General features: G+C 62.1%; 22 protein-coding genes. 6 read left to right on the top strand and 16 right to left on the bottom strand.

What is annotated here, in order from left to right:
* Positions 1–9: 9 nt before the first annotated feature.
* Both NJ75_RS17845 and NJ75_RS17840 read left to right on the top strand, forming a co-directional pair.
* Positions 10–798: an HpcH/HpaI aldolase family protein gene (locus tag NJ75_RS17845; protein ID WP_010891051.1), complete on the top strand. Its 789-nt coding sequence runs from the start codon at positions 10–12 to the stop codon at positions 796–798.
* 2 nt (positions 799–800) lie between these two features.
* Complete coding sequence (locus NJ75_RS17840) at positions 801–1967, top strand: CaiB/BaiF CoA transferase family protein (protein WP_011906637.1); 1167 nt, start codon at positions 801–803, stop codon at positions 1965–1967.
* Between the two features lie 9 nt (positions 1968–1976).
* On the opposite strand, the gene NJ75_RS17835 is transcribed toward NJ75_RS17840, so the two are convergent.
* Positions 1977–3209, bottom strand: coding sequence for a multidrug effflux MFS transporter (locus NJ75_RS17835; protein ID WP_236727186.1), 1233 nt, complete (start codon positions 3207–3209; stop codon positions 1977–1979).
* A 100-nt stretch (positions 3210–3309) separates the two neighbouring features.
* Complete coding sequence (locus tag NJ75_RS17830; RefSeq protein WP_039336934.1) at positions 3310–4161, bottom strand: IclR family transcriptional regulator; 852 nt, start codon at positions 4159–4161, stop codon at positions 3310–3312.
* 189 nt (positions 4162–4350) lie between these two features.
* On the opposite strand from NJ75_RS17830, the gene NJ75_RS17825 reads away from it, so the two are divergent.
* From NJ75_RS17825 to NJ75_RS17815, 3 genes are read left to right on the top strand one after another with little or no spacing between them, the layout of a single operon-like run.
* Complete coding sequence (locus tag NJ75_RS17825; protein ID WP_039336932.1) at positions 4351–5280, top strand: fatty acid desaturase; 930 nt, start codon at positions 4351–4353, stop codon at positions 5278–5280.
* Positions 5281–5337: 57 nt separating this feature from the next.
* On the top strand, positions 5338–6657 hold the full coding sequence (locus NJ75_RS17820; protein ID WP_039336930.1) for an LLM class flavin-dependent oxidoreductase: 1320 nt from the start codon (positions 5338–5340) through the stop codon (positions 6655–6657).
* A gap of 4 nt (positions 6658–6661) precedes the next feature.
* On the top strand, positions 6662–7594 hold the full coding sequence (locus tag NJ75_RS17815) for a 2-dehydropantoate 2-reductase (protein WP_039336928.1): 933 nt from the start codon (positions 6662–6664) through the stop codon (positions 7592–7594).
* On the opposite strand, the gene NJ75_RS17810 is transcribed toward NJ75_RS17815, so the two are convergent.
* The 9 genes from NJ75_RS17810 to NJ75_RS17770 all read right to left on the bottom strand — a co-directional run bounded on the left by NJ75_RS17810 (position 7595) and on the right by NJ75_RS17770 (position 17300).
* Positions 7595–8014 carry a BphX family protein gene (locus NJ75_RS17810; protein ID WP_039336926.1) on the bottom strand — a complete coding sequence of 140 codons (420 nt, stop codon included), beginning with the start codon at positions 8012–8014 and terminating at the stop codon, positions 7595–7597.
* Positions 8015–8023: 9 nt separating this feature from the next.
* Positions 8024–8308 (bottom strand): DUF1330 domain-containing protein, encoded by a 285-nt coding sequence (locus NJ75_RS17805; protein ID WP_039336924.1) that lies wholly within the window; start codon positions 8306–8308, stop codon positions 8024–8026.
* 43 nt (positions 8309–8351) lie between these two features.
* On the bottom strand, positions 8352–9419 hold the full coding sequence (locus tag NJ75_RS17800; protein WP_039337003.1) for a tartrate dehydrogenase: 1068 nt from the start codon (positions 9417–9419) through the stop codon (positions 8352–8354).
* 13 nt (positions 9420–9432) lie between these two features.
* Positions 9433–10446 carry a ketopantoate reductase family protein gene (locus NJ75_RS17795; RefSeq protein ID WP_039336922.1) on the bottom strand — a complete coding sequence of 338 codons (1014 nt, stop codon included), beginning with the start codon at positions 10444–10446 and terminating at the stop codon, positions 9433–9435.
* Between the two features lie 25 nt (positions 10447–10471).
* On the bottom strand, positions 10472–11434 hold the full coding sequence (locus NJ75_RS17790) for a dihydrodipicolinate synthase family protein (RefSeq protein WP_039336920.1): 963 nt from the start codon (positions 11432–11434) through the stop codon (positions 10472–10474).
* Between the two features lie 57 nt (positions 11435–11491).
* On the bottom strand, positions 11492–14158 hold the full coding sequence (ppdK, locus tag NJ75_RS17785) for a pyruvate, phosphate dikinase (RefSeq protein WP_039336918.1): 2667 nt from the start codon (positions 14156–14158) through the stop codon (positions 11492–11494).
* Positions 14159–14230: 72 nt separating this feature from the next.
* Complete coding sequence (locus NJ75_RS17780; RefSeq protein WP_039336917.1) at positions 14231–15328, bottom strand: NAD(P)-dependent alcohol dehydrogenase; 1098 nt, start codon at positions 15326–15328, stop codon at positions 14231–14233.
* A gap of 42 nt (positions 15329–15370) precedes the next feature.
* Positions 15371–15895 carry an aromatic-ring-hydroxylating dioxygenase subunit beta gene (locus NJ75_RS17775; RefSeq protein WP_039336915.1) on the bottom strand — a complete coding sequence of 175 codons (525 nt, stop codon included), beginning with the start codon at positions 15893–15895 and terminating at the stop codon, positions 15371–15373.
* Between the two features lie 25 nt (positions 15896–15920).
* Complete coding sequence (locus NJ75_RS17770; RefSeq protein ID WP_039336913.1) at positions 15921–17300, bottom strand: aromatic ring-hydroxylating oxygenase subunit alpha; 1380 nt, start codon at positions 17298–17300, stop codon at positions 15921–15923.
* Positions 17301–17437: 137 nt separating this feature from the next.
* On the opposite strand from NJ75_RS17770, the gene NJ75_RS17765 reads away from it, so the two are divergent.
* On the top strand, positions 17438–18367 hold the full coding sequence (locus NJ75_RS17765; protein ID WP_010890881.1) for a DMT family transporter: 930 nt from the start codon (positions 17438–17440) through the stop codon (positions 18365–18367).
* A 62-nt stretch (positions 18368–18429) separates the two neighbouring features.
* On the opposite strand, the gene NJ75_RS17760 is transcribed toward NJ75_RS17765, so the two are convergent.
* Genes NJ75_RS17760 through NJ75_RS17740 form a run of 5 tightly spaced genes read right to left on the bottom strand, consistent with a single transcriptional unit; the run spans position 18430 to position 23843 of the window.
* Positions 18430–19959, bottom strand: a complete 1530-nt coding sequence (locus tag NJ75_RS17760) for a DHA2 family efflux MFS transporter permease subunit (protein WP_039336911.1) — start codon at positions 19957–19959, stop codon at positions 18430–18432.
* A 6-nt stretch (positions 19960–19965) separates the two neighbouring features.
* Positions 19966–21111, bottom strand: coding sequence for an EmrA/EmrK family multidrug efflux transporter periplasmic adaptor subunit (locus tag NJ75_RS17755; RefSeq protein ID WP_039336910.1), 1146 nt, complete (start codon positions 21109–21111; stop codon positions 19966–19968).
* Complete coding sequence (locus tag NJ75_RS17750) at positions 21108–22559, bottom strand: efflux transporter outer membrane subunit (protein WP_039336907.1); 1452 nt, start codon at positions 22557–22559, stop codon at positions 21108–21110. The genes NJ75_RS17755 and NJ75_RS17750 overlap by 4 nt, the downstream gene beginning before the upstream one ends.
* Complete coding sequence (locus NJ75_RS17745) at positions 22549–22962, bottom strand: hotdog fold thioesterase (RefSeq protein WP_039336906.1); 414 nt, start codon at positions 22960–22962, stop codon at positions 22549–22551. The genes NJ75_RS17750 and NJ75_RS17745 overlap by 11 nt, the downstream gene beginning before the upstream one ends.
* The gene (locus NJ75_RS17740) at positions 22959–23843 is read right to left on the bottom strand and encodes an alpha/beta fold hydrolase (protein ID WP_011906633.1); all 885 of its coding nucleotides are present in this window, start codon (positions 23841–23843) and stop codon (positions 22959–22961) included. Before NJ75_RS17740 ends, NJ75_RS17745 begins: the two co-directional genes overlap by 4 nt.
* Positions 23844–23866: the final 23 nt, after the last annotated feature.

The following is a 23866-nucleotide window of genomic DNA, read 5'->3' as shown; positions in this document are numbered from 1 at the left end:
AGGGCGACAATGCAAACACCCGTCAACAGCTTCAAGGCGGCCTTGCGCGAAGGTCCGGTCCAGCTTGGTTTCTGGCTGGCGCTGGCCCATCCAGACATTGCCGAAATCTGTGCGGGCCAGGGTTATGACTGGCTGTTGATCGACGGTGAACACGGCCCGCAGACCTTGCCCGGCATCGTCGCGCAGCTGCGTGCGGTGGAAGCCACTCCACCTTGTTCTGCGATTGTACGGGTTCCCGGCCATGATTCGGTGACGATCAAACAGGTTCTGGATCTTGGTGCGCAGACCCTGATGGTTCCGATGGTCGAAACCGCCGAACAAGCCAAAGCGATCGTGACCGCATCGCGCTATCCGCCAGCTGGGGAACGCGGCCTCGGCGGTGCCCGCGCCTCACGCTGGGGTGGCTATCCTGCCTATGTCGCAGAGGCCAATGCGCAGGTTTGCATCATCGCCCAGATCGAGACCGCGACTGCCGTCGACAACATTGAGGCGATCGCTGCGGTGGATGGGATCGACGCGCTGTTTCTTGGACCTGCGGACCTGGCCGCGACCGAAGGTTTGCTGGGCGCAAGCAGCTTCGATGCCCTGTTCAAGCTGACCGGCGAGGCGCTGGCGCGTATCGTGGCAACCGGCAAACCGGCCGGGATCCTTTCGCGCGACGAGCGGCTCGTCCAGCAGTTCCTCGATGGCGGCGCCCGCTTCATCGCCAACGGCATCGACAGCTTCACCTTTGCAAAAGGTGCAGGCGACGGGCTTCGCCGCTGGCGCGAACGCATCGCCGCGCAGGGCGGAGTCTGACCATGGCGAAACCGGCCTGGCGGGCCGCAGTAACCGGCGATCCGTCCAAACCGCTCGATGGGGTACGGGTGCTTGAGCTCGCCCGCATTCTGGCCGGACCTTGGTGCGGGCAATTGCTGGCGGACCTGGGCGCCGAAGTGATCAAGATCGAGCGGCCCGGTGCGGGCGACGACACGCGGCATTGGGGGCCGCCGTTCGTGACCGCAGAAGACGGTACGAGTCTGGGCGCGGCCTATTTCCATTCGACCAATCGCGGCAAGCGCTCCTTCGCGATCGACATCGCCAGCGCGGAAGGCCAGGCCATCATCCGCGAGCTGGCGAACGGGGCCGACATCGTGATCGAAAACTACAAGGTCGGCGGGCTGGCGAAATACGGGCTTGACCATGCCGCGCTGTCCGAACTGAACCCGCGCCTGATTACTTGCTCGATCACCGGGTTCGGGCAGACCGGGCCTTATGCCCACCGCGCGGGCTACGATTTCATCGCCCAGGCCATGGGCGGCATGATGTCGATGACCGGCGAACCCGATCGCGAGCCGCAGAAGGCGGGCATCGCGGTGGCCGACCTGTTCACGGGCATGTACAGCACTGTGGCGATTCTCGCCGCGCTCAACCGCCGGGACCGCACCGGCAGCGGCGCCCATATCGACATGGCGCTGCTCGATACCCAGGTGGCGGTCATGGCCAATCAGGCGATGAACTGGATGACTTCGGGCAAAGTCCCGCGCCGGTTCGGCAACGGTCATGCCAATCTGGCACCCTATCAAGCCTTCCCCACGCTTGACGGACCCTTGGTGATTGCGGCCGGCAACGACGGCCAGTTCGCCAGCTTGTGCCGCGTTTTGCGGTGTTCACTGCATGAAGACCCACGCTTCGCCACAAATCCTGCCCGTCTCTCGAACCGGGCGGAACTGGTCACAACGGTCGAGGGGCGCACGGCCCAGTGGAACCGACAAGCGCTGTTCGACGCGCTTGAAGAGGTTGGCGTGCCAGCCGGACCGATCAACGAACTCGACGAAGTGTTCGCCGATCCGCAGGTCGTCGCCAGAGGCCTCGCCGCAATGGCCGGAGGGCGCAAAGGCGTCGCGAGCCCGATCGTGATCGACGGGGTGCGAATGGTTTCGAATCTGGCCGCGCCGGGAAGTCCCGAGCCGGTCGAAGATGAATAGGCGGCACAGTCAGTTCGCAGCCTGAACCGGTATAGGTCCCCCGAACAATCGCCAGCCTTCGCTGAACAGTACAAGCACGATGGTCACGCTCGCCACCCCGAAGAACGAATAGGCCAGAGGCAGCGGGGAACCATTGTAGGCCTGCCCGATCAGTGCGCCCAGCCCCGCGCCAAGCACCAAACGGAAGAACGTCTGAACAGAGGCCGCGGCCCCGGCCACCTTGCCGAATGGCTGCAGGGAAATCGCGGTGAAATTGATGAAGACCGTGATCAGCAAGCACATGTTCGCGGATGTCAGAAGCACAAACTGAAGCAGGGTTTCGCCCGGTCGGGATGCCAAATAGATCTGGCCGATCGACACAAGGAAATGGCACAGGATGGCGGCATGGCCGATCCCCCGGATGCCGAAGCGGTGTACGATCGCAGAATTGGCAATGCTGGCCAGCATCATCGAGCCCGCCATCAAGCCAAAGATTACCGAATAGGCCCCGCCGGCCCCGAAATGTTCGCCGATCAATTGCTGCGAGCTGTTGATGAAGCCGAAGTGAGCGCCGAAAATCAGGGCCATGCCAATGACGTAACCGATCGACCGGCGGTTTGTCAGAACGAGGCGGATGTTGCCGAACAATTCACTGGCACCATGGGACTGCCGCCGGGAAAGCGGCAGCGTTTCTTCCATGCGGTAGAAATACCATGCTGACACTCCCATCGACAGCACCCCGATGACGATGAAGACGGCACGCCAGCCGAGCGCTGTAAAGATCACATAACCCAAACTTGGGGCAAGGGTCGGGACTGCCATAAACAGCATCGCGACAAAGGCCTGCAGCTTGGCCATGTCTTCGCCCTGATAGCGGTCGCGAATGATCGCCAGAGGAAGGACGGTCAGGGCGGAAGAGGCACAGCCAAGCAGCGCGCGGGCCGCCAGCAGGACCGAAAAGTCAGCCACGAAAGCACAAAGCAGATTGATCAGGGCGAACAGACCCATGCAAACCAGCAGGACCGGCCTCCTCCCAAGCCGGTCGGAGATCGTCCCCGGGACGAGCGAAAACAGGCCAGAGCAGATCAGGAAGGTGCCGATGACCCATTGCCGCTGATTTGAACCGCTTGCCCCCAGATCGTTTGCCATGACACCCAAGGCCGGAAGCAAAGTTGTAAACCCAAGTGACTGCAATGCCTGGATCATCGCCATCATGGCGATGAACTCCCGTTTGCCGATTGGCTCTTTATGGGTCAGCGACAACGTTCATACCTTCCGGATGGTCGGGCCTGGCAGCGACTCCGCCATGAAGCCGGTCCACCAATATGGAGGCCAGTCCACTTCTGATGGAAAACCGCAGGAGCTATCCTTGCCAGCCGATCGCACGACTCGCTGCCATGGCCGCCGAACGGATCTTTTCGATCTTCGGCTTTGAATAAAAATGCTTGTCCTGAACTCGCGAGAGAACGCTCATCGTTGCAACAAGCCTGTTCCCGGAATCAAGCACAGGTACACTCAAGGCAGAGAGACCAGGCACAACCGTACCCTGTGTGGTCGCGTATCCCATCTCGCGCGCTTGGACTATCTGCCTTTCCAGTTCGTCGTCGGAAACCACCAGCCCGCTGGCGCGCTCCTGAGCGATGACGGGCCGAGTCAAAGCTCGTGAACAATGGGTCAAATACAGGATGCCGGTGGACGAAGCCTGCAAGGGCAAAACAGAGCCGACGTGCAAACTGGTAAACAGGGGCAGACCGCCATCGATCCAGCGAATCACCGTTGGCCCATAATTGCCCCAGACCGACAGCAACCCTGTCGTTTGCAGTTCTTCCAGCACGCTCGCCAGATTATCGCCAGCGATCCGTACCGGCTCCACCCGCGCCAGCGCGGCCATGCCAATACGAACTGAAAACTCACCTAGTGCATAGCGGCCATTCTGGATATTCTGCTCGACCACGCCTGTATTGACAAAAGCCAGCAGGTAACGGTGTGCCTGGCTGCGTGACAGACCCGATTTCTCGGCAACTTCACGCAGATGTGCGCCGTCCTTGCCGCAATCCATCAACGCATTGAGGACGCGAACACCGATTTCGACGGACTGGATGGCCTTGCGCGGCTGCTCATTCGACGAACCGTTGTTGGGAGTTCCCGATGCCGGATCCTCTTGGTCATCGTCTTCGCCCCGGGAGATGCCTTGATTGTCAACAACTGTGTTCACGGATTAACCCCTCTCGCGCAATCATGCAACATTCATGTTCGACTTGCACTATGGGAAAAATGTTGCACATTGTCCAATGTATCGTGTATGCGCGTTCCAATTGACCGCGTGGCTCAGCATACTGTGCCCGTTAGGCCGGACGTCACCCTGTCGTGACACAGAGATGCCGGAGAGGAAGGACGTTTGACAATGGCGGCAACGACGTTTCCCACATCGACCGACGAGCATTTCGAACGGTTGCGGCAGGCGCCCGTCCTGGCGCTGCCGACGGCGCTGTTGTTCGTTGTTTCCATGGCGGGAATCGCCACGACCTGGTATCTTGCGCTGAACGCGATGATCCCGCTGTGGGTGGGTGCGATCGCCAACGGCGTCATCACCTATCTGCTGTTCAGCGTCATCCACGATGCTTCGCACAAGTCGTTGTCGAGCGTGGGCTGGATCAACGAATCGATCGGCGCGATCGGCCTGTTCTTCCTCTTCCCCTATGCCCCGATGGTGCTGCTGCGCTGGGTCCACAACAAGCACCACACCCATACCAACGGCCCCAAGGATCCCGACCGGTTCGAACACGAATCGCCGCTTTGGCAAGTGCCGTTCCGCTGGACGTTCTTTGACGGCGCCTACATCTGGTATTTCGTCAAGTACGGCCAGAACGTGCGCAAGAAGCATGGCACCGAACTGGTTGTGTTCTATTCGTTCCTGATGCTTCTGTTCGTCGCCGCGCTCTACTTCGGGTTCGGGTGGGAACTGTTCATGCTGTGGTTCGTGCCGTCGCGGATCACGCTGTTCATCATCGCGATCGTCTTCGTGATCCTGCCGCACCATCCCGCGATCATCGCGCAGGAAGAAGATCCCTACATGGCGACTACCATGCGGTTCGGCTGGGAATGGCTGCTGAACCCGCTGCTGGTCTATCAGAATTACCACCTGATCCATCATCTCTGGCCGGAAATCCCGTTCTACCGGATGCACAAGGCCTATTACCTCAAGTACGACGAAATCAACCAGCAGCGCATCCCGCGCCAGAAGGCGTTTGGCTTGAAGCCCGAGAACTATGACGAACACTTCGCGGTTCGGCGGGAACTCGACCAGGCCCAGGGCAAGGCTTTGCCTGCTTGAAGAAGCTCCAGCCGGGCCATCCAAACGGCCCGGCTGAGTCGCAAGATCGGGGTGCCGATGGCCAAACAACTCCACCTTGGCGCGTTCATGCGCCCGGTCAGCATCCACACCGGGGCCTGGCGCTATCCAGGCGCGATCCGCGACGCGAATTTCAGCCTGGCCGCGATCCAGCGTTTCATCCGCAGCCTTGAAGCCGCCAAGTTCGATTACTTCTTCATGGCCGATCACCTTGGTGTGTTGAACCTGCCGCGCCATGCCTTGATGCGCAGCCATACAGTGACCTCGTTCGAACCGTTCACGCTGCTATCCGCGCTGGCCGGGGTGACTTCGCGGATCGGCCTCGTCGCGACCGCCTCGACCACTTACGACGAGCCGTTCCACGTCGCGCGTCGGTTCGCCTCGCTCGATCACATCAGCGGTGGGCGCGCGGGGTGGAACGTGGTGACGACATCCAACCCGGACAGCAGCCGCAATTTCGGACTCGACACACAGCCCGACCACGCCGCGCGCTATCACCGCGCGCGGGAGTTTTACGATGTGGTGAGCGGGTTGTGGGACAGCTTTGCCGACGACGCCTTCGGGATGGACCCGGACTCGGGCATCTATTTCGATCCCGACCGGATGCACACGCTGAACCACAAGGGTGAGCATTTCTCGGTCAGCGGCCCGCTCAACATTGCCCGTCCCGTGCAGGGCTGGCCGGTGATTTTCCAGGCCGGCGCCTCGGACCCGGGCCGCCAGTTGGCCGCCGAAACCGCCGAGGCGGTCTTTGCGGCGGAATCGACCCTGGAGGGCAGCAAAGCCTATTATGCCGACGTCAAGGCGCGCGCGACAGCGGTCGGGCGCAATCCCGACCACATCAAGATCATGCCGGCCGTCTTCCTGGTGGTTGGGGATACCGTCGAGGAAGCCCGCGCAAAGCGGGCGAAGCTCGACAGCCTGGTCCACTACGACAGCGGCATCCATTCGCTGTCGGGCATGCTCGGCCACGACGTATCGGGCTTCGATCCCGATGGGCCCTTGCCGGAAATTCCCGAATCCAACGCCAGCAAGAGCTCGCGCCGGTTCATGATCGAACTGGCCCGGGCGGAGAACCTGACAATCCGCCAGCTTGCCGCCAAGGCCGGCAGCTATGGCGGGCTGGCCTTTGTCGGCACCGCCAGGACCATCGCCGACGAGATGCAGCACTGGCTCGAACAGGGCGCCTGCGACGGCTTCACCACGATGTTCCCCTATGTGCCCGAAGGCCTGGAAGACTTCACCAGCAAGGTCGTACCCGAATTGCAGGCCCGCGGTCTGTTCCGCTCCGAATACGAAGGCGAAACGCTGCGCGATCATCTGGGCCTGCCGCGCCCGGACAACCGCTTCTTCGCCTGACGGGATGAGCCGGCTCGCCATCGTCGGTGCCGGGGCGATCGGCAGCTTTCTGGGCGCGCGACTGCACGAGGCCGGGCATGAAGTCTTGCTGATCGCAAGGGGCACGCGGCTCGAGGCTTTGGGAGGCGCGGGCGTGCTGCTCTCCGAAGGCGGCACCGAGCGGCAAGTGCGTGTGCCGGTTTCCGCCGCTTGCGATCCTGCCGTTCCGCCGGATCACGTCATCCTGGCGACCAAGACGTTCCAGCTAGAATCGGCGCTCGCCCTGCTCGAACCGCTCCGCGAAAACCGTTTCACGCTGCTGACGGTGCAGAACGGGGTCGAAGCGCCCGGGATCGCCCAGGCCGCCCTGCCCCGCGCCGTTGTCCTGGGCGCACGGATGCACGGCTTCTTCGAACTTGACGGGGGGATCGTGCGCCACACCGGCGTTCCCGCCACGCTGCTGGCCGGCCCGGTCGCCGATCGCACGACCGACCCGGCTGCCGAACAGGCTGCGGCAAGCCTTGCGGCCCACCTTGATGGCGCTGGGGTCCCGACCACGCTGGTGGACGACATGCGCCCGGCGCTGTGGGACAAGTTCCTGATGGCCGCAACGATCGGCGGGGTGGCCCCGGCGTTCGGCCTGAAGGTCGGTCAGGTGCTGGGCCACCCCCAGGCCAGCGCAATGCTGCGCGTGGCGATGGAAGAGGTAGCCGGGATCGCAGCGGCGCTGGGCATCGCGCTGCCGCCCGGCTGCATCGCCGAAAAGCTGGACTTCATCGATCGCTTTCCGCCCGATGTCACCAGTTCGCTGCAACGCGATCTCGAAGCTGCGCGCCCGTCTGAATATGCCCAGCTTACCGGCGCAATCCCCCGGTTCGGTCAGCGGGCAGGCCTGCCCACCCCGGCAACGGATGCCATAATCGCGATGCTGCACGCACGGGGATTGATGCTGTCCTGATCAGACGGCGGCGGCAGCTTCCCTGTTCACCGCGCGCGAAGCCAGCCAGGCACCGCCAAAGATCGCGAAATGCCCAGCCAGAGTTGTCAGGCCGACCCACAAGGCCTCGCCGTGCCAGCCAACGCTGTAGATATCCCATACCGCTCCGACCGCTTCGGTCAGGACGATCACCGGTATCAGCGCCCGGTAGCGCAGCGGATCGCGCGCGCCCCACAGCGCGACTGCGCCGATCGCCGCAAGCTGGATGCCGACGATCAGCCAGGCATCGAGCAGCAGGCCGAACACCGGCCTCCCCTGCCCCAGCCCGATGCCGGGGTAGATCAGCGGCAGGGCCCCGGCATAGACCGGCGGCCAGAGCAGCACGAGATTGCAGAGATACCAGAGCCCCACGGCTATCAGGAATGTGCGCAGCGTCTTCATGGTAGTCGCTCAGGCAATCGCGAAGATGTCCGAGGTGGTGCTGGCGATGCGCGCATCCTTGTGCGGCGCGTAATCGGGATCGTTCATGAAGGCGTCGATCGCCTCCATCGAAGGGAACTCGATCACGACGACATAGTCCGGCTCGGTCCCTTCGCCCTCGTAACGGACAAACTGGTTCGAGCGGCAGATCATTGTCCCGCCGTGCCGTCCGACCAGCGCCGGAACCGCGGCCATGTAGCCGGCCACCCAGGCTTCGTCGTGCGACTTGATCAATCCGATGAAATAGGCAGCCATCACAATGTTTCCTTTTGTCAGGCCGGAATCGCCAACGTTCCGGTTAGAGCCCCAGCAAAGTGCTGCGGACAGCATCCGCAAACTCGACGGTGGTCCCTTTGCCACCAAGATCGGGAGTCTTGGCAATATCGGGAGCAGTGAGCGCCGTTTCGAGCGCGCGCATCACCAGCGCGGCGGCTTCGGTCTCACCCAAGTGTTCCAGCATCATCGCGCCTGACCAGATTTGGCCGATCGGATTGGCGATGCCCTGGCCGGCAATGTCCGGGGCAGACCCGTGGACCGGTTCGAACATCGAGGGGAACCGTCGTTCGGGGTTCAGGTTGGCAGAAGGCGCCACCGCGATGGTGCCGGTGATCCCCGGCCCCAGATCGGATAGAATATCGCCGAACAGGTTCGAACCAACCACCACATCGAAGCGTTCAGGCGACATGACGAAGCGCGCCGCGAGAATGTCGACGTGATACTGATCGGCGGCAACATCGGGATATTCCGCGCCAATCGCGGCGAAACGTTCGTCCCAGAACGGCATCGAATGATAGAGGCCGTTCGACTTGGTGGCGGATGTCACATGCTTGCGGCCAAGCCGACGCGCGAAATCGAAGGCATACCGCAGGATCCGGTCGGTGCCGCGGCGCGTAAAGATCGCCTGCTGGACCACGATCTCGTCCTCGCCGGTGCCGGTCCGGCCGCCGACCTGCGAATATTCGCCTTCGGAGTTCTCGCGCACCACCCAGAAATCGATGTCACCGGGGGCTTTGTCGCGCAGGGGCGAAGCGATCCCCGGTAGCAGCCGCACCGGACGCAGATTAACATATTGCTCGAACTCACGCCGGATCGGCAGCAACAGACCCCAAAGCGAAATATGGTCCGGAACGCCCGGATAACCGACCGCCCCCAGAAACACCGCCTCATGATCCCGCAACTGGTCAAGGCCGTCATCGGGCATCATCTTGCCGGTCTCGAGGTAAGTCTGGCAGCTCCAGTCGAAATGCCGGAAATCGAGCGCGAAACCGCACTTGTCGGCCGTCGCGGTCAGTACCTCGATTGCGGCAGGCACTACCTCGCGGCCAATCCCGTCCCCTGGAATGCTGGCGATGGAATAGCGCTTCACGCTCAAGCACCGCTCACAGGTAACTGTTCAGGGTCTTGAGAACCCGATAGGCGCTGAGGAAGGTCGGCGCGGACACCTCCAAACGCTCAGCAGCGGCGGCAAGCGGGCCGAGGACTTCGTCCACTTCCATCCGCCGACCTGCCACCAGATCGTCGTGCATCGAGGTGCGAACCGGGCGGTTTTCCGGTTTGAACCGGGTGCCCATGGCCATAACCCCCGCAACGGCTTCCTCAAAGCCTTCACGTTCGATCTCGACCAACCGGGATACCGGCGCGAAGTAATTTTGCGGTTGGTAGCCAAGCGCCTTGTAGATCGCCAGCAGATCCTTGACGACATGGACGTAGTGTTCGGCGCCTTCGCGAACCGCCACGCCATCCACGAAATCCAGCTTTGGAATCGCACCCAATGTGCTCGCGCTCCACGAGGAGGCGCTGCCGACCTGGACCACTTTTTCCCAATGGACATGAACAATGTCGAGGGTCGAGCGCGAACCCATGCCCGCCTTGTCGAGCGCTTCGGCCATGATCCGCGTACGCTCGCTCTCCCCGCCTTCCAGCTCGCCGAAATAGGCGGTGACCGGAACCGCCATGTGATTGAGCGCCTTGCCCGGCTCGAGCAGGGTCGCTCCGTCCATGATCGAGCCGCCGATCACCTTGTCCTTGCCGAACGCAGCCTGGAGCTTGTCTTCCTTGCCCACGCCGTTCTGCAAGGTCAGCGCGCAAGCGGTGCGATCGACCAGCACCTGCGCATCGGCCAGCGCCTGATCGGTGCCTTTGGCCTTGGTCAGCAGGATGTAATAGTCGATGTCGCCTTCAACCTCTTCGGGTGTCTCCACCGCGAAGAGGTTGTCGCGCTGCACGAACTGGGCGCGCACCCCGGAAATCTGCAGGCCATCCTGGCGGATCGCCTCGACATGGGGCTTGCGCGCGATCAGCGTTACCTTGTGGCCGCCGCGCGCCAGGAATCCGCCGATGACCGAGCCCAGCCCGCCGGCGCCGTGGAAACAGAAATGCAATTGCTTGGACATGCTTTGGGATTCCCGTTCGTTCGGTTCAGGCAATGCCCAGTTCGACCAGCTTGGCCCTGATCTGCTCTTTCTTTTCCGGGGTCACATCGGCCACCGGCGGCAGGATCGGACCAGCCTTGAGGCCGATCGCCTCGTACCAGGCCTTCACATTGGCAAGTGCGCTGGCATAGGTCGCGGTGCGGGCAATATCCCACAGGAAGTTGTCGTGATAGAATTCGCGGACTTCGCTGAGCTGATCGGAGGCGGCCCGTGCTTCCTCCCATTTTCCTTCGTGCGCCAGACGGATGTATTCCTTGGCGAAGTGCCGCTTCTTGCCGTAAAGCATGTAGGACAACTCGCCCCAGCAGACCGTGCCGCCCAGACGAAGATCGTCGAGGAAGAAGTATTCGAACGGCTCCATCGTGTTGAAGCCTTCGGGCATCAGCTGGCGGATCTTGATGGTCTCCGCGCGGCTCATCGCGCCCTGCTTGACCCCGATCACGGTATCGATATCGGCCAGGCGGCGCATCAGGTCCCAGCTCAGCACCGTGCCCGAAACCGGGGTGCGGTAGAGGCAGACCGCCAGATCGGTGTGGTCGGTCAGGTACTTGAACCAGGCGTAGATTTCATCGTCGCGCTTGAGCTGGACCACCGGGTTGATCACCTCGGCCCCGTTGTAGCCCAGCTTCTCGACGAACTGCATCTTCTCGATCGCGGTATAGACGCTGGGATCGAGCACAATGGTCCACAGGTCGAGCCGCCCGGCGTTCGCTTCCGCAACGATCTCGTGATAGCGAAACCAGTCGGAGGGGGAGACGTTCCAGCATTCGGCGATGAACCCGCCCACGGCCAGGCCATCGACGCCCATTTCAACATATTTGTCGATGTTGTAACGGATGCCGTCCACGTCGAACTTGTAATCGGCGGTCATCGGCGTGATCGGACACTGATAGAAACCTTTGACCGTCTTGGTAGCCCACGCCTTGGCTTCGTTGCGAGTGTAGTCCATGTCCAGCTTTCCCTTGTCTTGGTGATGTTCGGGTACAGTGTTGTTTGCCGTGCAGGTCTAGGCAGCCGTGAGCGCCGCTTGGGCGGCAGCCAGTCGGGCGATCGGCACGCGGAACGGCGAGGCGCTGACATAGTCCAACCCGATCTCCTCACAGAAGGCGATCGTGGCCGGATCGCCGCCGTGCTCGCCGCAGATCCCCAGTTTTAGGTCGGGCCGGGTTTCGCGCCCTTTGCGCGATGCCATTTCGATCAGCTTGCCGACCCCTTCGATATCGAGGGTGACGAACGGGTCCTTGGCGATAATGCCTTTTTCCACATAAGCACCCAGGAAACGCGCCGCATCGTCGCGGCTGATCCCCAGCGTAGTCTGGGTCAGATCATTGGTTCCGAACGAGAAGAATTCCCCGCTTGCAGCGATTTCGTCGGCAACCAGGGCTGCCCGCGGCAGCTCGATCATGGTGCCAACGCTAAAGGCGATCCGCTCGCCTTTTTCGGCGAACACGACTTCAGCGACCCTGTACAGGGTATCCTTCAGTGATTCCAGTTCACGCGGCAATCCGACCAGCGGAATCATGATTTCGGGACAGACCGCCATGCCCGCCTCGCCCGCGACTTCGAGCGCCGCCTCGAAAATCGCGCGAGCCTGCATTTCGTATATTTCGGGATAGACCACGCCCAGTCGGCAGCCTCGATGCCCCAGCATGGGGTTGGTTTCCGCCAATTCGATTGCGCGATGCCGAACCTGCTCCACGTCAATACCCATCGCCCGCGAAAGCTCGGTGAACTCGCTATCCGTATGCGGCAGAAACTCGTGCAGCGGCGGATCGAGGAGGCGGATGGTGACTGGCAAGCCTTCCATGATTTCGAAGATCCGGCGGAAGTCGGTGCGCTGTTCGGGCAATAGCTGGTCGAGCGCGGAGCGTCGTTCCTTTTCGCTGTCGGCCAGGATCATCTGCCGCATGGCGAGGATCCGGTTCTCGTCGAAGAACATGTGCTCGGTCCGGCACAGCCCGACCCCCTCGGCGCCGAAGCGGCGCGCCATCGCGCAATCGACCGGAGTTTCCGCGTTGGTCCGGATCTTGAGGCGGCGGTGCTGATCGGCCCAGGCCATCACGGTCGCAAAGTCGCCCGATAGTTCGGGCAGGATCGTGGGCAGCTCTCCGAGAAACACTTCGCCGGTCGAACCGTCGATCGTGATGAACGCACCTTCTTCGAGCCGCTGCCCGCCCACTTCGGCAACCCGCGCGACCGGATCGATCTTGAGGGTGGAAGTCCCTGCGACACAAGGCCGGCCCATGCCCCTTGCGACAACGGCAGCGTGGCTGGTCATTCCGCCCCGCGCGGTCAGAATACCCTGGGCCACATGCATGCCGTGAATGTCGTCGGGCGAGGTCTCGTGCCGGACAAGAATCACCTTTTCACCCAGCTCCGCCCGGCGTGCTGCGGTTTCGGCATCGAACACCACTCCGCCCGAGGCCGCGCCAGGAGAAGCCGGCAGGCCCTTGCCGAGCACGACGCGCTCCGCATCCGGATCGAGGGAGGGGTGGAGCAACTGGTCGAGCGAAGCGGGATCCAGACGGCGTAGTGCCGCTGTTCGGTCGATCAGGCCTTCCTCGACCATGTCGACGGCGATCTTTAACGCGGCCTTGGCGGTGCGCTTGCCCGAACGGGTCTGAAGGAGGTAGAGCCTGCCGCGTTCGACTGTGAATTCGATGTCCTGCATGTCGCGATAGTGGCGCTCCAGCAGTTCGAACACCTCAGCAAGTTGGGCATAGGCCTTCGGCATCGCTTCCTGCATTGAGGGAAGCCGCGCACCTGCGGCTTCGCGGGCAGCCCTGGTCAGATACTGGGGCGTGCGGATGCCGGCGACAACATCCTCACCCTGGGCGTTGGCCAGCCATTCGCCGTAGTAGGCCTTCTCGCCGGTTGCAGGGTTGCGGGTAAAGGCGACGCCGGTAGCGCTGGTCTCGCCAAGATTTCCGAACACCATGGCTTGGACGTTAACCGCCGTGCCCCAATCTCCGGGGATATCGTTCAGGCGCCGGTAGACCTTGGCTCGCGGTGAGTCCCATGAGCGGAACACCGCCTCGATTGCCGTCCAGAGTTGTTCCTGTACATCCTGAGGAAAGGCCGCGCCGTGATGGGCAAGCACGAGATCCTTGAAGGTCGCGATCACGCCGCGCAGATCCTCCACTCGAAGATCGATATCCTCATCGACGCCGCGATCTTCCTTGATGCGGTCAAGGGCTGCCTCGAATACGCCATGCTCGATTTCGAGCACGACACTGGAATACATCTGGATGAAGCGGCGATAACTGTCGAGCGCGAACCGCTCATCCCCGGAGGACTGGCCCAGGCCGGTGACGGTAGCATCATTGATGCCAAGGTTGAGGATCGTGTCCATCATCCCCGGCATGGATACCCGCGCGCCCGAACGCACCGAGACCAGCAGGGGATCGCGAGGATTGCCGAACGTCTTGCCCGTCGCCCGTTCGACCAGCCCCAAAGCAGCCGAAACCTCATCGCGGATGCGATCAAGTGAAGCTCTGCCGTGGTCAAGATAAGCGAGGCATTCGCCGGCGGAAATCGTGAATCCAGGCGGGACGGGCAGCCCGATCCGCGCCATCTCGGCGAGGTTGGCCCCTTTCCCGCCCAAGACGCGCTTGTCGAGACCAATCTGACCTGCGACCAGAACGCCGGAACCGAAGGAAAACACACTCGACATTGTTAAATTCCTGAGGTCCAAGTGCAGGTCCAAGGCGGCGCAATTCGATTGGTGCGCCGCCCCAGAAGCGATCTACATTTTGAGAATGGCCTTGATCGCCTTGCCGGTCTTTTCGGTATCCTCGACGGCCTGGTTGATCTGGTCGAGATCATAGAAGGTGCAGAGCTTCTCGAACGGGAACAGCCCGGCCTTCTGCATCGCAATCAGTTGCGGGATGAAGACCTGCGGGGTGCTCGATCCTTCGACTACGCCGCGCAACTTGCGGCCAAACAGCATGTTGTTCATGTCTAGCGAAAATTCGGTGCCCAGCTTCGCCCCGCCGACCACTGCGGTTTCACCCATGTTGTGCGTGCTGTCCACCGCCGAGCGCAGCACCGCTGGAATGGCGGTGGTATCCATGGCATAGTCGGCGCCGCCACCGGTCATCGCGACGATCGCTTCCTGAGCGTTGACCGTGTTGGCGTCGATCACATCGGTGGCGCCCAGTTCACGCGCCAGTTCCAAGCGGCCTGCGTTGCGGTCAACCGCGATGATCTTGAGGCAGCCCGAGGCCTTGGCGGCCATCACTGCGCTGAGGCCGACCGACCCGACCCCGAAGATCGCGATCGAGGAGCCAGGTTCGGGACAAAGCGCATTGAGGATGCTGCCCGCCCCGGTCTGGATGCCGCAGCCCAGTGGGCCCAAAAGTTCGATCTGTGCGTCGTCGGCAACCTTGACGCAGTTGTTTTCCGACGCGATCGAATAGGTCGCGAACGAGGATTGACCGAAGAAGCAGGCGTTGACTTCTTGGCCGTTGCGGGTGATAGGCGTCGAACCATCCAGGCGGCGGCCCATGAAATTGAGCGGGAACAGGCTCGGACAATAGGCCTGATGGCCCTTGAGGCACGATGGACAGGTGCCGCAATAGCTGAAGGAGAGCACGACCTTGTCGCCTGGCTTGACAGTGGTCACGCCGCGGCCGACCTTTTCGACAACACCCGAACCTTCATGGCCCAGCACCGCCGGCAGCGGCGTCGGATAATATTGATCGCGAACCGTCAGGTCGGTGTGGCATATGCCAGCTGCGGCAACCTTGACCAGCACTTCGCCGTCGCGCGGATCCTCGATGGAGACGTTATCCAGAACGAATTCGCCACCCTGACGCTCGATAATTGCCGCGTATGCGTCCATTTTTGCTCTCCCGTTTCCTGATTTCTATTTGATTGAATTTGCTTATACAAAGAAATAGAGATTCTTGTCCTGCACGACGCGCGCGTCGATATTCAGCTTTCTGCTGAATACCTTGAAGCCGCTGTCTGTTTTCCGCAGCTTGTCTTCGCGTCCCAGCGTGTGCACGTAAACTTCGCTCTGTCGGCGATTGCGGTGCACCAGAACGTTAGAGAAGACCTCGAATTCAAACGGTGCAATTTCGAATGCTTCGACATTGGTGACGAAATAGCGGATTCGTGATGGCGGATCTTCCATCCATACCTGACCCGTCAGCAACCGGTCGACCCGCTGCTGCAGCTCGGAATAGTCATCGTTGTAGATTGCGGCATCCCCCGGGGTTGGATCCGGGCGGCGGTCACGTGCGAACCGCTGTTCGTAAACTGGCATCCAGTAATGGATATCTTCGGCGATTACAGTATCGAACCATTCGCGATATTGCTGGTTTTGCAACATCCGCACCTCGGCGGAATAGTGACTGACGATGGCATGATGCAGTTCCATGCCTACGGGCTTGCGTGTTTCGGTCATCTTGCGGTCCAGATTGCTGTCGGGATCAGTCTTGCGGCTCGGCTTGCTTCGCCGACAGACGATCAGGCCAAAAATTACGGTTGGTCCACATTACATCCCAGGTATCGTCATTGGCCCGGATAGCTGCCCAATCCGGCGCATCGAGCATTTCTTGCCAGAAACGATAAAAGCCCCGATACGAGGTTTCGCCGATGAAGCTGACCCCGACAATTCCTGGATAGACGGGGTGCGGCCCTTCGCGGTCCTTGCCCATGCTCGAATTCATCCGCCCCTTGCGGGTGATGATACCGTTGTTGATGTAGGTAGCCGACGACATATTTTCGCCATCGTCGCTTTCGAGCGTTCCCGCCGTTCCGAATGAACGGATCGCTTCGCGCTGGATCGACCGCTTTGTTTCGGTGTCGGCATTCTTCGGCACCATGGTATAGGTCCAGACCTCGATTTCATGCGGCCCGCGCGGATGCCAGATCTTGAAGGTGTTGGTTCCGTAGAGGAACGAACAGTTTGGGAAGATCGACGTATTCCAGTGACCGACATAGAGCCGTTCGCGCTCCGGCCCGAATTTTTCGCGAATTCCGCCCCGCGTCTCCTCGAGATATTTGACGTACCCGTCGCGCTTGACGTGGATCGCAGTCGCCGCGTTATCGATCAGGCCAAACCCGTGGCCATGCCGCATGGTGAATTGCAGACCAAGGTCGTCAAACGGCATGTCGGCGCGATTGCCCGACAGGCCAGCCAGCTCGCCCCCGATCATCTGGAGAGCGGCGGCATGCGTCCAGCCCACGTGATACCCATCGCCGACGAAGTTCTCGGTCGGGACTTTCCAATTGCAGGCGAGGGTGCTCTTCAACGGCGGCCCGAGCAGTTCCAGACCACCGTCCGGACCGTCCCAGATCGTATCGAGGTACCAGCAGAAGTCCCCCAGATAGTCCTCAAGCGATGGCGCTTCGGGATCATGGCAGCCGAAGATGAAGCCCTTGTAAGTTTCGACCCGGATCGGCGCGAGCCCCAGCTTGGATTTGTCGAGATCGCTGTGATAGCACCGCTCTTCCATCGGAACATCGACGAGCGAACCATCCTGACCGAAAACCCAACCATGATAATTGCACACGAACGCCTTGGCGCTGCCGCTGTCGGCATGACAGATCTGGTTGCCGCGGTGAGTGCAGGAATTGATGAACGCCTTCAGCGAACCGTCCGGCTGCCGCGACAAGATGACACGGTCTTCTGCCATGTACGTCGTAATGAAGTCGCCCGGTTTGGGAACTAGCGAATCATGTCCGAGCATGAGCCAGCATCGCGAGAATATCCGCTCCAGCTCCAGCTGATAGACATCTTGATCCCAGAACACCCGGCGAGACTGGCTCGCACCGGCGTTGTCGACGAGTGCCGACGATCCATTCATCGCATCGCTCCCATGCTTTTTGTTCCGAGTGCTGCATAGTCGATTCGCGCTATACATGCAACGCGATGCACCATATGCAAAACCTACCGTTGGCGCAAGGACGATTCTCAAGCCGCGTTTCTGGGGAGAATTTTAGGTTGCAAGATGCCGACCGCAACACGTCCAGCATCCTGGGTCTTGTGTCCAGGCTCTGGCAATCACCAGCCCTGTTGCTGTGTCTGGCCTCGTTCTTTTGGGCCCTGAATCCGATCGTCGGGCGGGCGGCCAAGGACTTGCTCTCACCCGTGACGCTGGCGTTCTGGCGGTGGGTGGTGGCGCTGGTCTTCGTGCTCCCGTTCGCTTGGCGACACCTCCGCGACGACCTGTCCGCCATTGTCGGCGGCTGGCGGTTCCTTGGGCTCCTCGGGGCCTTAGGAGTGGGGCTGTTTTCCTTTCTCGTCTATCAAAGCTTGCAGTTCACCACCGCGACCAACAATCTTCTGTTGCAATCGACCATGCCGGTGATGACCCTGCTCATGCCAGTTGTGCTGTTTCGGGAGAGGGTGCACCCGATCCTTCTCGTTTGCGCACTCCTTTCGATCACCGGAATCGCGTGGATCATGACCAAGGGGCATCCCGACTATCTGCGCTGGGATGCGCTGAACCGAGGCGATCTGCTCGCCATCATTGCGGTTTTTCTCTATTCCGCCTATGCTACCTTCCTGCGCCGCGCACCGGCGATGCACCACCTCAGTTTGCTGGTTGTCCTGTTCGGGGTCGGGATCGCGGCTTTGAGTGTGCCCTATGCCTGGCACCTCTGGTGGGCTGGCCTGACCGTGGCTTCACCCGCAGCGCTCGCATCCCTGCTCTATGTCGGGATATTTCCTTCGCTGCTGTCCTACGCGCTGTTCAATCGCGCGGTCGCCTTGGTCGGCTCGGGCCGCGCGGGGGTCTACATGAACCTGCCATCAGTGTTCGGGGTTCTGATGGCCGTACCACTGCTTGGAGAACGGTTCGCAAAATACCACCTGATCGGTTCGCTGTTGGTGGTTGCATCAATCCTGCTGTCGCGTCGGGTCAAGACATAAGGCCAATGAAGTTCTGGAGCCGACAGAGCCAGATCTGCCTCCTGGTTGCCGGTCAGTCTTCTTTAGTGGCCCATCGTAATGCCGCCTGATTTCGACGGTCGTGGGGCAAGCCAGATCAGGGCGGCGGCAAAAAGCAAAACGGCTGTGGTCGCCCAGAAGGTATGAATAAGCGCCAGCGTTGTCGCCTCCAGCTCAACCATGTTGCTGAGCACTTGCCTTATCTGTTCAGAAGGGAAGCCGAGGCTGGAAAGGCTTGCCTGCGCCGCTTCCGGCTGCAGGACCGCCACCGCATCGCTGCGCGCGATGCGCTGGGTATCACCCCAATAAGACAGAGTGATGGAAGTCGCTACGGCGGTGGCGATGGTTCGCATGAAGCTTTGCAGGCCGGCGGCCGATGCCACCTCGTTTTCCTCAACCGTATTGAGCGTCAGGGTCATGAGAGGAAGCATCATGAAGGGAGTGCCCAGCCCCTGAACGAACTGCGGAATGCTGAGGGTCCAGAAATCGGAGTCTGTTGTCCAGGTTGTGCGCACGAGCGTCATCGCCGCAATCCAGGTGACGCCGCACGAAACAAGGACACGCAGGTCGAGGCGGCTCATCAGAAAAGCCACCACCGGCGCGGTAATCAGTCCGCCCATAGCCGAAAACGAAGAGGACAAGCCGGCTGCTGTCGCAGGAAATCCGAGCCAGGCTTGCTGCCACTGGGGGACAACGACAAACCCCGCGAAGTATCCGGCAAATGCGAGCGACAGAACAGTCAGGCTGACGCTGAAGCCACGGTGCCGCAGGACTCGCAAATCGACGATCGGGTGATCCTCGCCCAACTCCCAGATAATGAAAACGATAAAACCCACGGCAGAGGTGATCGCCAGCGCCACGATCATCGGGTCGGCGAACCAGTCGTGGTTACGGCCAAGGTCGAGCACGATCTGGAGGCAGCCGACCCAGAGCACCAGCAAGGCAAGGCCGACATAGTCGATCGGCAGGATCTGCCGCTCGGTCTCGATCGGCCTGAGCAGCGCGAAACCCACCACGATGCACAGGATGGCGACGGGCAAGTTGATCAGGAATATCCAATGCCAGGAATAATTTTCTGTGAGATAGCCACCGATCATTGGACCAAGAGCAGGTCCCATCAGCAGTGTAACAGCCCATAGTCCCATCGCCATATTGCGCTTCTCGGGCGGGAACACGCTGAGCAGCAAGGTTTGCGACATGGGCATCAGGAAGGCGCCGAAAATTCCCTGTCCGATACGACTGGCGACCAGCATGCCCATCGTGACTGAGATCCCGCACAGGAATGAGCAGATCCCGAACCCGACCATGCTGAACAGGAAGGTGCGTACCGATCCGAAGCGTCCGGCGACCCATCCGGTCAAGGGAACGCAGATCGCCTCGGCGACCGCGTAGGAGGTGATGACCCATGCGCCTTGTTCAAGCGTGATGCCCAGATTGCCCGCGATATGCGGGATCGAGACATTGGCGATGCTCAGGTCGAGAATGACCATGAAATTGGCAAGGGCAAGCACGAGCCCGGCAACAAGCTGCCGGGACGGGGCTATTCCTGCGCCTGATGAAGCGGTCTCGCTCATCTGGTTTCACTCACCGGAAACATCGATCTCGACTTCCATCGACAGCCCGACGCGCAACGGGTGCTTGCGCAGTTCGGCAGGATCAAGCTCGATCCGCACCGGCAGGCGCTGGACAGTCTTGATCCAGTTGCCGGTGGCGTTCTGGGCGGGGATGATTGCCATCGACGATCCCGTACCGCCGGCCAGCCCGGTGACCTTGCCTTGGTAGACGACATCGCCGCCATAAAGATCCGACTTGAGGGTTACAGCCATGCCAGGACGGACACGGCCGAGTTGGCCTTCCTTGAAGTTGGCATCGACGTAGAGCTTGTCGATCGGGACGATGGTCATGATAGTCTGACCGGGGCTCAGGCGCTGTCCCACCTGAATCTGCAGGCGGCTCACCACCCCGGAAACCGGCGCGCGAATTTCGGTACGCTGGAGGTCGAGCAAGGCGGCATCGAGCCGGGCCTTGGCCGCCTGAACCGCTGGGTCGGTATCTACGCTGGAGCCGCGCACCAGGGCGTCGTTGGCGGCAAGTTGCCCTTGCGCGACCCGTCGGGCCGAAGTGACTTCGGAGATGCCCCCGCGGGCCGCCTCGAGCGCCGCGTTGGCGGAGGCGTAGGCCTTGCGCGCCTGGGTCAGTTCCTCACCCGAGATCGCGCCGCTGGCAATGACGGCCTCACGGCGCCGCAAGTCGATCCGCGCCTTGTCGAACTCGGCCTGCGCGGAGCGGAGCCTTGCCTGCGCCTGGACAAGACCGGCGCTTGATGTGTCGATCTGCGCCGACAGCGCGCTGTTGGTCGCAACCGCCTGCCCGAATTTGCGGCGGGCGGCGGCAAGATCGGCTTCAGCCTGCGCGACGGCGATTTTGGCATTGGCCTGATCGAGCCGGACGAGGACATCACCCGCCTTCACCTGCTGCGTGTCTTCGACCAGCACCTCGATGGCCGATCCGACAACCAGCGGCGTGACCTGCGCCATTCGCGCATTCACGTAGGCGTTGTCGGTGCTGACATAGTTGCGGGCGACCAGCACATACCAGGCACCCCATGCGAGAGCCGCCACTGCGAGCACAATGGCCAGGCGCTTGAGCCACATCGTCCGGCGTGCCTTGCGAAAGGCGGACAGTTCCGGATCGACTTCGGCAGCTTGTGTCGCAGTATCGCTCATTGCTCGGTCTGTCCTGATGGTTGGGTAGTGGCCGCGTCGAACCCGCCGCCCAGTGCACGGATCATCGCCAGCGTCGCCCCGCGTTCGTATGTCTCAAGGCCGATGACTGCGACGCGAAGGTCTTGCGCGCTGCGTTCACTGGCGAGGACATCGAGGTAACTGGCAAGCCCGGCCTCGTAGCGTGTGCGCACCAGACCTAGCGCTTCCTCGCTTGCGGCCAGCGCCGTGCGGGTTGCGCCAAGCCGCTTGTCCGCTGCGTCGCGCTGGGTCACCGCGTCGGCAGCCTGCTGGTACGCGGTGACAACGGTCTGGTTGTAGTTCGCAACGGCCTCGTCATAGGCCGCCTCAGCGCTGCCATATTGCGCCTTGAGCGCGCCGCCCTGGAAGATCGGCAGGCTGATTGCCGGACCGACGGCTCCGAATAGCGAGCCCGAATCGACCAGATTGCCAAGTCCCAGCGCCTGAAGCCCTACCAATGCCCTCACGTTCACGGACGGAAAGAAGCCGGCCCGCGCCACCTTGACGCGGCTGGCTGCGGCCTCGACCCGTTCGCGCGCCGCGACGATATCGGGCCGCCGACCAAGCAGATCGGTGGTGACACCGGCGGGAACCCCGCCGGGTGTCGAGGGTGCAAGCGGCGGACGGGTAATCGACGTTCCCCGATCCGGGCCAGCACCCAGGAGCGCGGCAAGCTGGTTGCGGCGGATGCCGATGTTCTCATCGACGGCTGCCAGATCCTGCTCCGCCAAGGCAACTTCGGCATCGGCGCGGCGCAGGCTGGCGAGGTTGTCGAGCCCGTTGCGTTGGCGCTGGGCGACAAGCTCGCGCATCGAGCGGCGGTTGGCGAGCGTGGCCGCTGCGTTGTCGCGCTCGCGGTAATGGCGCCCGAGCTCTGCGTAGGCGGCGGCTATCGCGACCGAGAGCACGAGGCGAGCCTGCGCCGCATCGACCATCGCCGCGCGGGCCTCCGATGTCGCGGCAGCATAGGCAGCGCGGTTGCGACCCCACAGGTCGAGGTCGAAGCCGAAACTCAGCGAGGTCTGCCCGTAGTCTTTCCAGCCATCGGGGAGGAACTGCGCGGGGATGCCGTTGTTGCCGCTCTGACGGCGCAGGCCGCCTTCGGCCTCGGCACCGATCGCGGGAAGCCGCGCGGCCCCGACGCGCTGCGCCTCGGCTTCCGCGCGCCTGACCCGCGCCACCGCCACCGCAACCTGCGGCGAATTGGAAAGGCCCTCCTCGATCAGCGCGGTCAGTTGCGGATCGCCCGCAAGGCGCCACCATTGGTCTGGCGGCCAGGCCGTATTGCCGCGCACGGCCAACGTCTGCGCAGCCTCGATTGTGTCGGCGGTTTCCATGACCGGACGAACTCCGGCGTCGGGGACCGCAACGCAACCCGCCAGCGCAAGTACTGCCAAGGCTCCCGGAGCAGCTAAGGGCTTAGCCGACATAGGCACCCCGTCCGCTGGCCAGCAGCCTGCCCTCGGCATCTTCGATCCGGGTCTCGGCAACGCTCAATTGCTTGCCCAGCTTGACCACCCGCCCGATCGCGCGCAGCGGCCCCGAAGTGGCGGGTCGGTGGAAATCGACCAGCATGTCAGCCGTCGCGCGCGCCGATCCGCCGAGCGCGTTGATGGTGCAAAGCCCGGTCAGGTCGATCAGCGCCGAGAGGACACCGCCATGGGCCGATCCGATCATCGGGTTGGAGACGATTTCCTCGCGCCACGGCATCTCGAGGATCAGCGCCTCGTCTGTCAGTTCGGCGATATCCAGCCCCAGCCATTGGTGGAACGGCGCGATGAGCAGCATCGCACGGAGCTGTTCGAGGTCGACCTTCGCTGCAGGTTCACTCATGCCGCGATCTCCGTTCCGTGTGTCCGCATCAGGAAGTCGAGGATCGCATCGCCAAAGGCGTCGTTCTGGTCGCCGACCACCATATGCGTCGCATCGGCGATGTCGCTGTAAGCGGCGTGGGGAACCAGCGCGCGGAAATGCGCGACGGCTTCGGGCGAGACCAGATCGCTCGATCCGCCCCGGATCAGGTGGACCGGCAGCGCAAGCCGCGCAGCGGCTTCGCCCAGTTCGCCGCGTCCATAGTCGCTGCCATCGCCGCGCTCGGCGTTGCGGCGCATGATGCCATCGATGAAGGCGGGATCCCAATGCCAGTAGTAGCGTCCGTCCGGCTTCAACCGCAGGTAATGGGCGAGACCGGACGACGCCTTGCGGCTTGGGCGATGGGGGAGATATTCGGAGATCACCCGCGCCGCCTCGTCGGGCGAGGCAAAGCCTTCGCGCGCGTGCGCCGCCATGAAACCTACCACGCGCGTTACGCCGCCCGCCTCCATTTGCGGGGTGATGTCCACAAGGGTCAGCGAGGCGAAGCTGCCGGGGGCGACCTCACCTTCGGCCATGATCCCGGCCAGCCCGCCAAGCGATGCTCCGATCAGCGCGGGTTTGCGGTCGAGCGACCCGGCGATGGCGACCAGATCGCCAGCGAAATCCACGATGTCATAGGCACCGTCATCGGCCCAGGCGCTGTCGCCATGACCGCGCAGGTCCAGCGCGATGGCGCGGAACCCATGTCTGGCCAGCATCGCCGTCACCTGCTTCCACGCCCGCTTGGTCTGCCCTCCACCGTGGGCGAGAAGTACCGGAAATCCTTGCTCAGGTCCTTCGGTGAGTGCGGCTATGGCATGACCGGAATGGCCGGAGAGTGTGACGTGCGGATTCGACATGCTTATATCTTACTATAAGATAT

It is taken from the genome of Novosphingobium subterraneum (assembly GCF_000807925.1).
GTDB lineage: Bacteria > Pseudomonadota > Alphaproteobacteria > Sphingomonadales > Sphingomonadaceae > Novosphingobium > Novosphingobium subterraneum.
This window is presented reverse-complemented; position numbering and strand designations above follow the sequence as displayed.

Excerpts from the sequence above, each read along its gene's own strand:
- NJ75_RS17840 (WP_011906637.1), top strand. The coding sequence starts at position 801 with ATGGCGAAACCGGCCTGGCGGGCCGCAGTAACCGGCGATCCGTCCAAA.
- NJ75_RS17755 (WP_039336910.1), bottom strand. The coding sequence starts at position 21,111 with ATGAGCGATACTGCGACACAAGCTGCCGAAGTCGATCCGGAACTGTCC.
- NJ75_RS17820 (WP_039336930.1), top strand. The coding sequence starts at position 5,338 with ATGGCCAAACAACTCCACCTTGGCGCGTTCATGCGCCCGGTCAGCATC.
- NJ75_RS17760 (WP_039336911.1), bottom strand. The coding sequence starts at position 19,959 with ATGAGCGAGACCGCTTCATCAGGCGCAGGAATAGCCCCGTCCCGGCAG.
- NJ75_RS17740 (WP_011906633.1), bottom strand. The coding sequence starts at position 23,843 with ATGTCGAATCCGCACGTCACACTCTCCGGCCATTCCGGTCATGCCATA.
- NJ75_RS17810 (WP_039336926.1), bottom strand. The coding sequence starts at position 8,014 with ATGAAGACGCTGCGCACATTCCTGATAGCCGTGGGGCTCTGGTATCTC.
- NJ75_RS17750 (WP_039336907.1), bottom strand. The coding sequence starts at position 22,559 with ATGTCGGCTAAGCCCTTAGCTGCTCCGGGAGCCTTGGCAGTACTTGCG.
- NJ75_RS17805 (WP_039336924.1), bottom strand. The coding sequence starts at position 8,308 with ATGGCTGCCTATTTCATCGGATTGATCAAGTCGCACGACGAAGCCTGG.
- NJ75_RS17790 (WP_039336920.1), bottom strand. The coding sequence starts at position 11,434 with ATGGACTACACTCGCAACGAAGCCAAGGCGTGGGCTACCAAGACGGTC.
- NJ75_RS17780 (WP_039336917.1), bottom strand. The coding sequence starts at position 15,328 with ATGGACGCATACGCGGCAATTATCGAGCGTCAGGGTGGCGAATTCGTT.
- NJ75_RS17815 (WP_039336928.1), top strand. The coding sequence starts at position 6,662 with ATGAGCCGGCTCGCCATCGTCGGTGCCGGGGCGATCGGCAGCTTTCTG.
- NJ75_RS17845 (WP_010891051.1), top strand. The coding sequence starts at position 10 with ATGCAAACACCCGTCAACAGCTTCAAGGCGGCCTTGCGCGAAGGTCCG.
- NJ75_RS17795 (WP_039336922.1), bottom strand. The coding sequence starts at position 10,446 with ATGTCCAAGCAATTGCATTTCTGTTTCCACGGCGCCGGCGGGCTGGGC.
- NJ75_RS17745 (WP_039336906.1), bottom strand. The coding sequence starts at position 22,962 with ATGAGTGAACCTGCAGCGAAGGTCGACCTCGAACAGCTCCGTGCGATG.
- NJ75_RS17770 (WP_039336913.1), bottom strand. The coding sequence starts at position 17,300 with ATGAATGGATCGTCGGCACTCGTCGACAACGCCGGTGCGAGCCAGTCT.
- ppdK (WP_039336918.1), bottom strand. The coding sequence starts at position 14,158 with ATGTCGAGTGTGTTTTCCTTCGGTTCCGGCGTTCTGGTCGCAGGTCAG.
- NJ75_RS17825 (WP_039336932.1), top strand. The coding sequence starts at position 4,351 with ATGGCGGCAACGACGTTTCCCACATCGACCGACGAGCATTTCGAACGG.
- NJ75_RS17775 (WP_039336915.1), bottom strand. The coding sequence starts at position 15,895 with ATGACCGAAACACGCAAGCCCGTAGGCATGGAACTGCATCATGCCATC.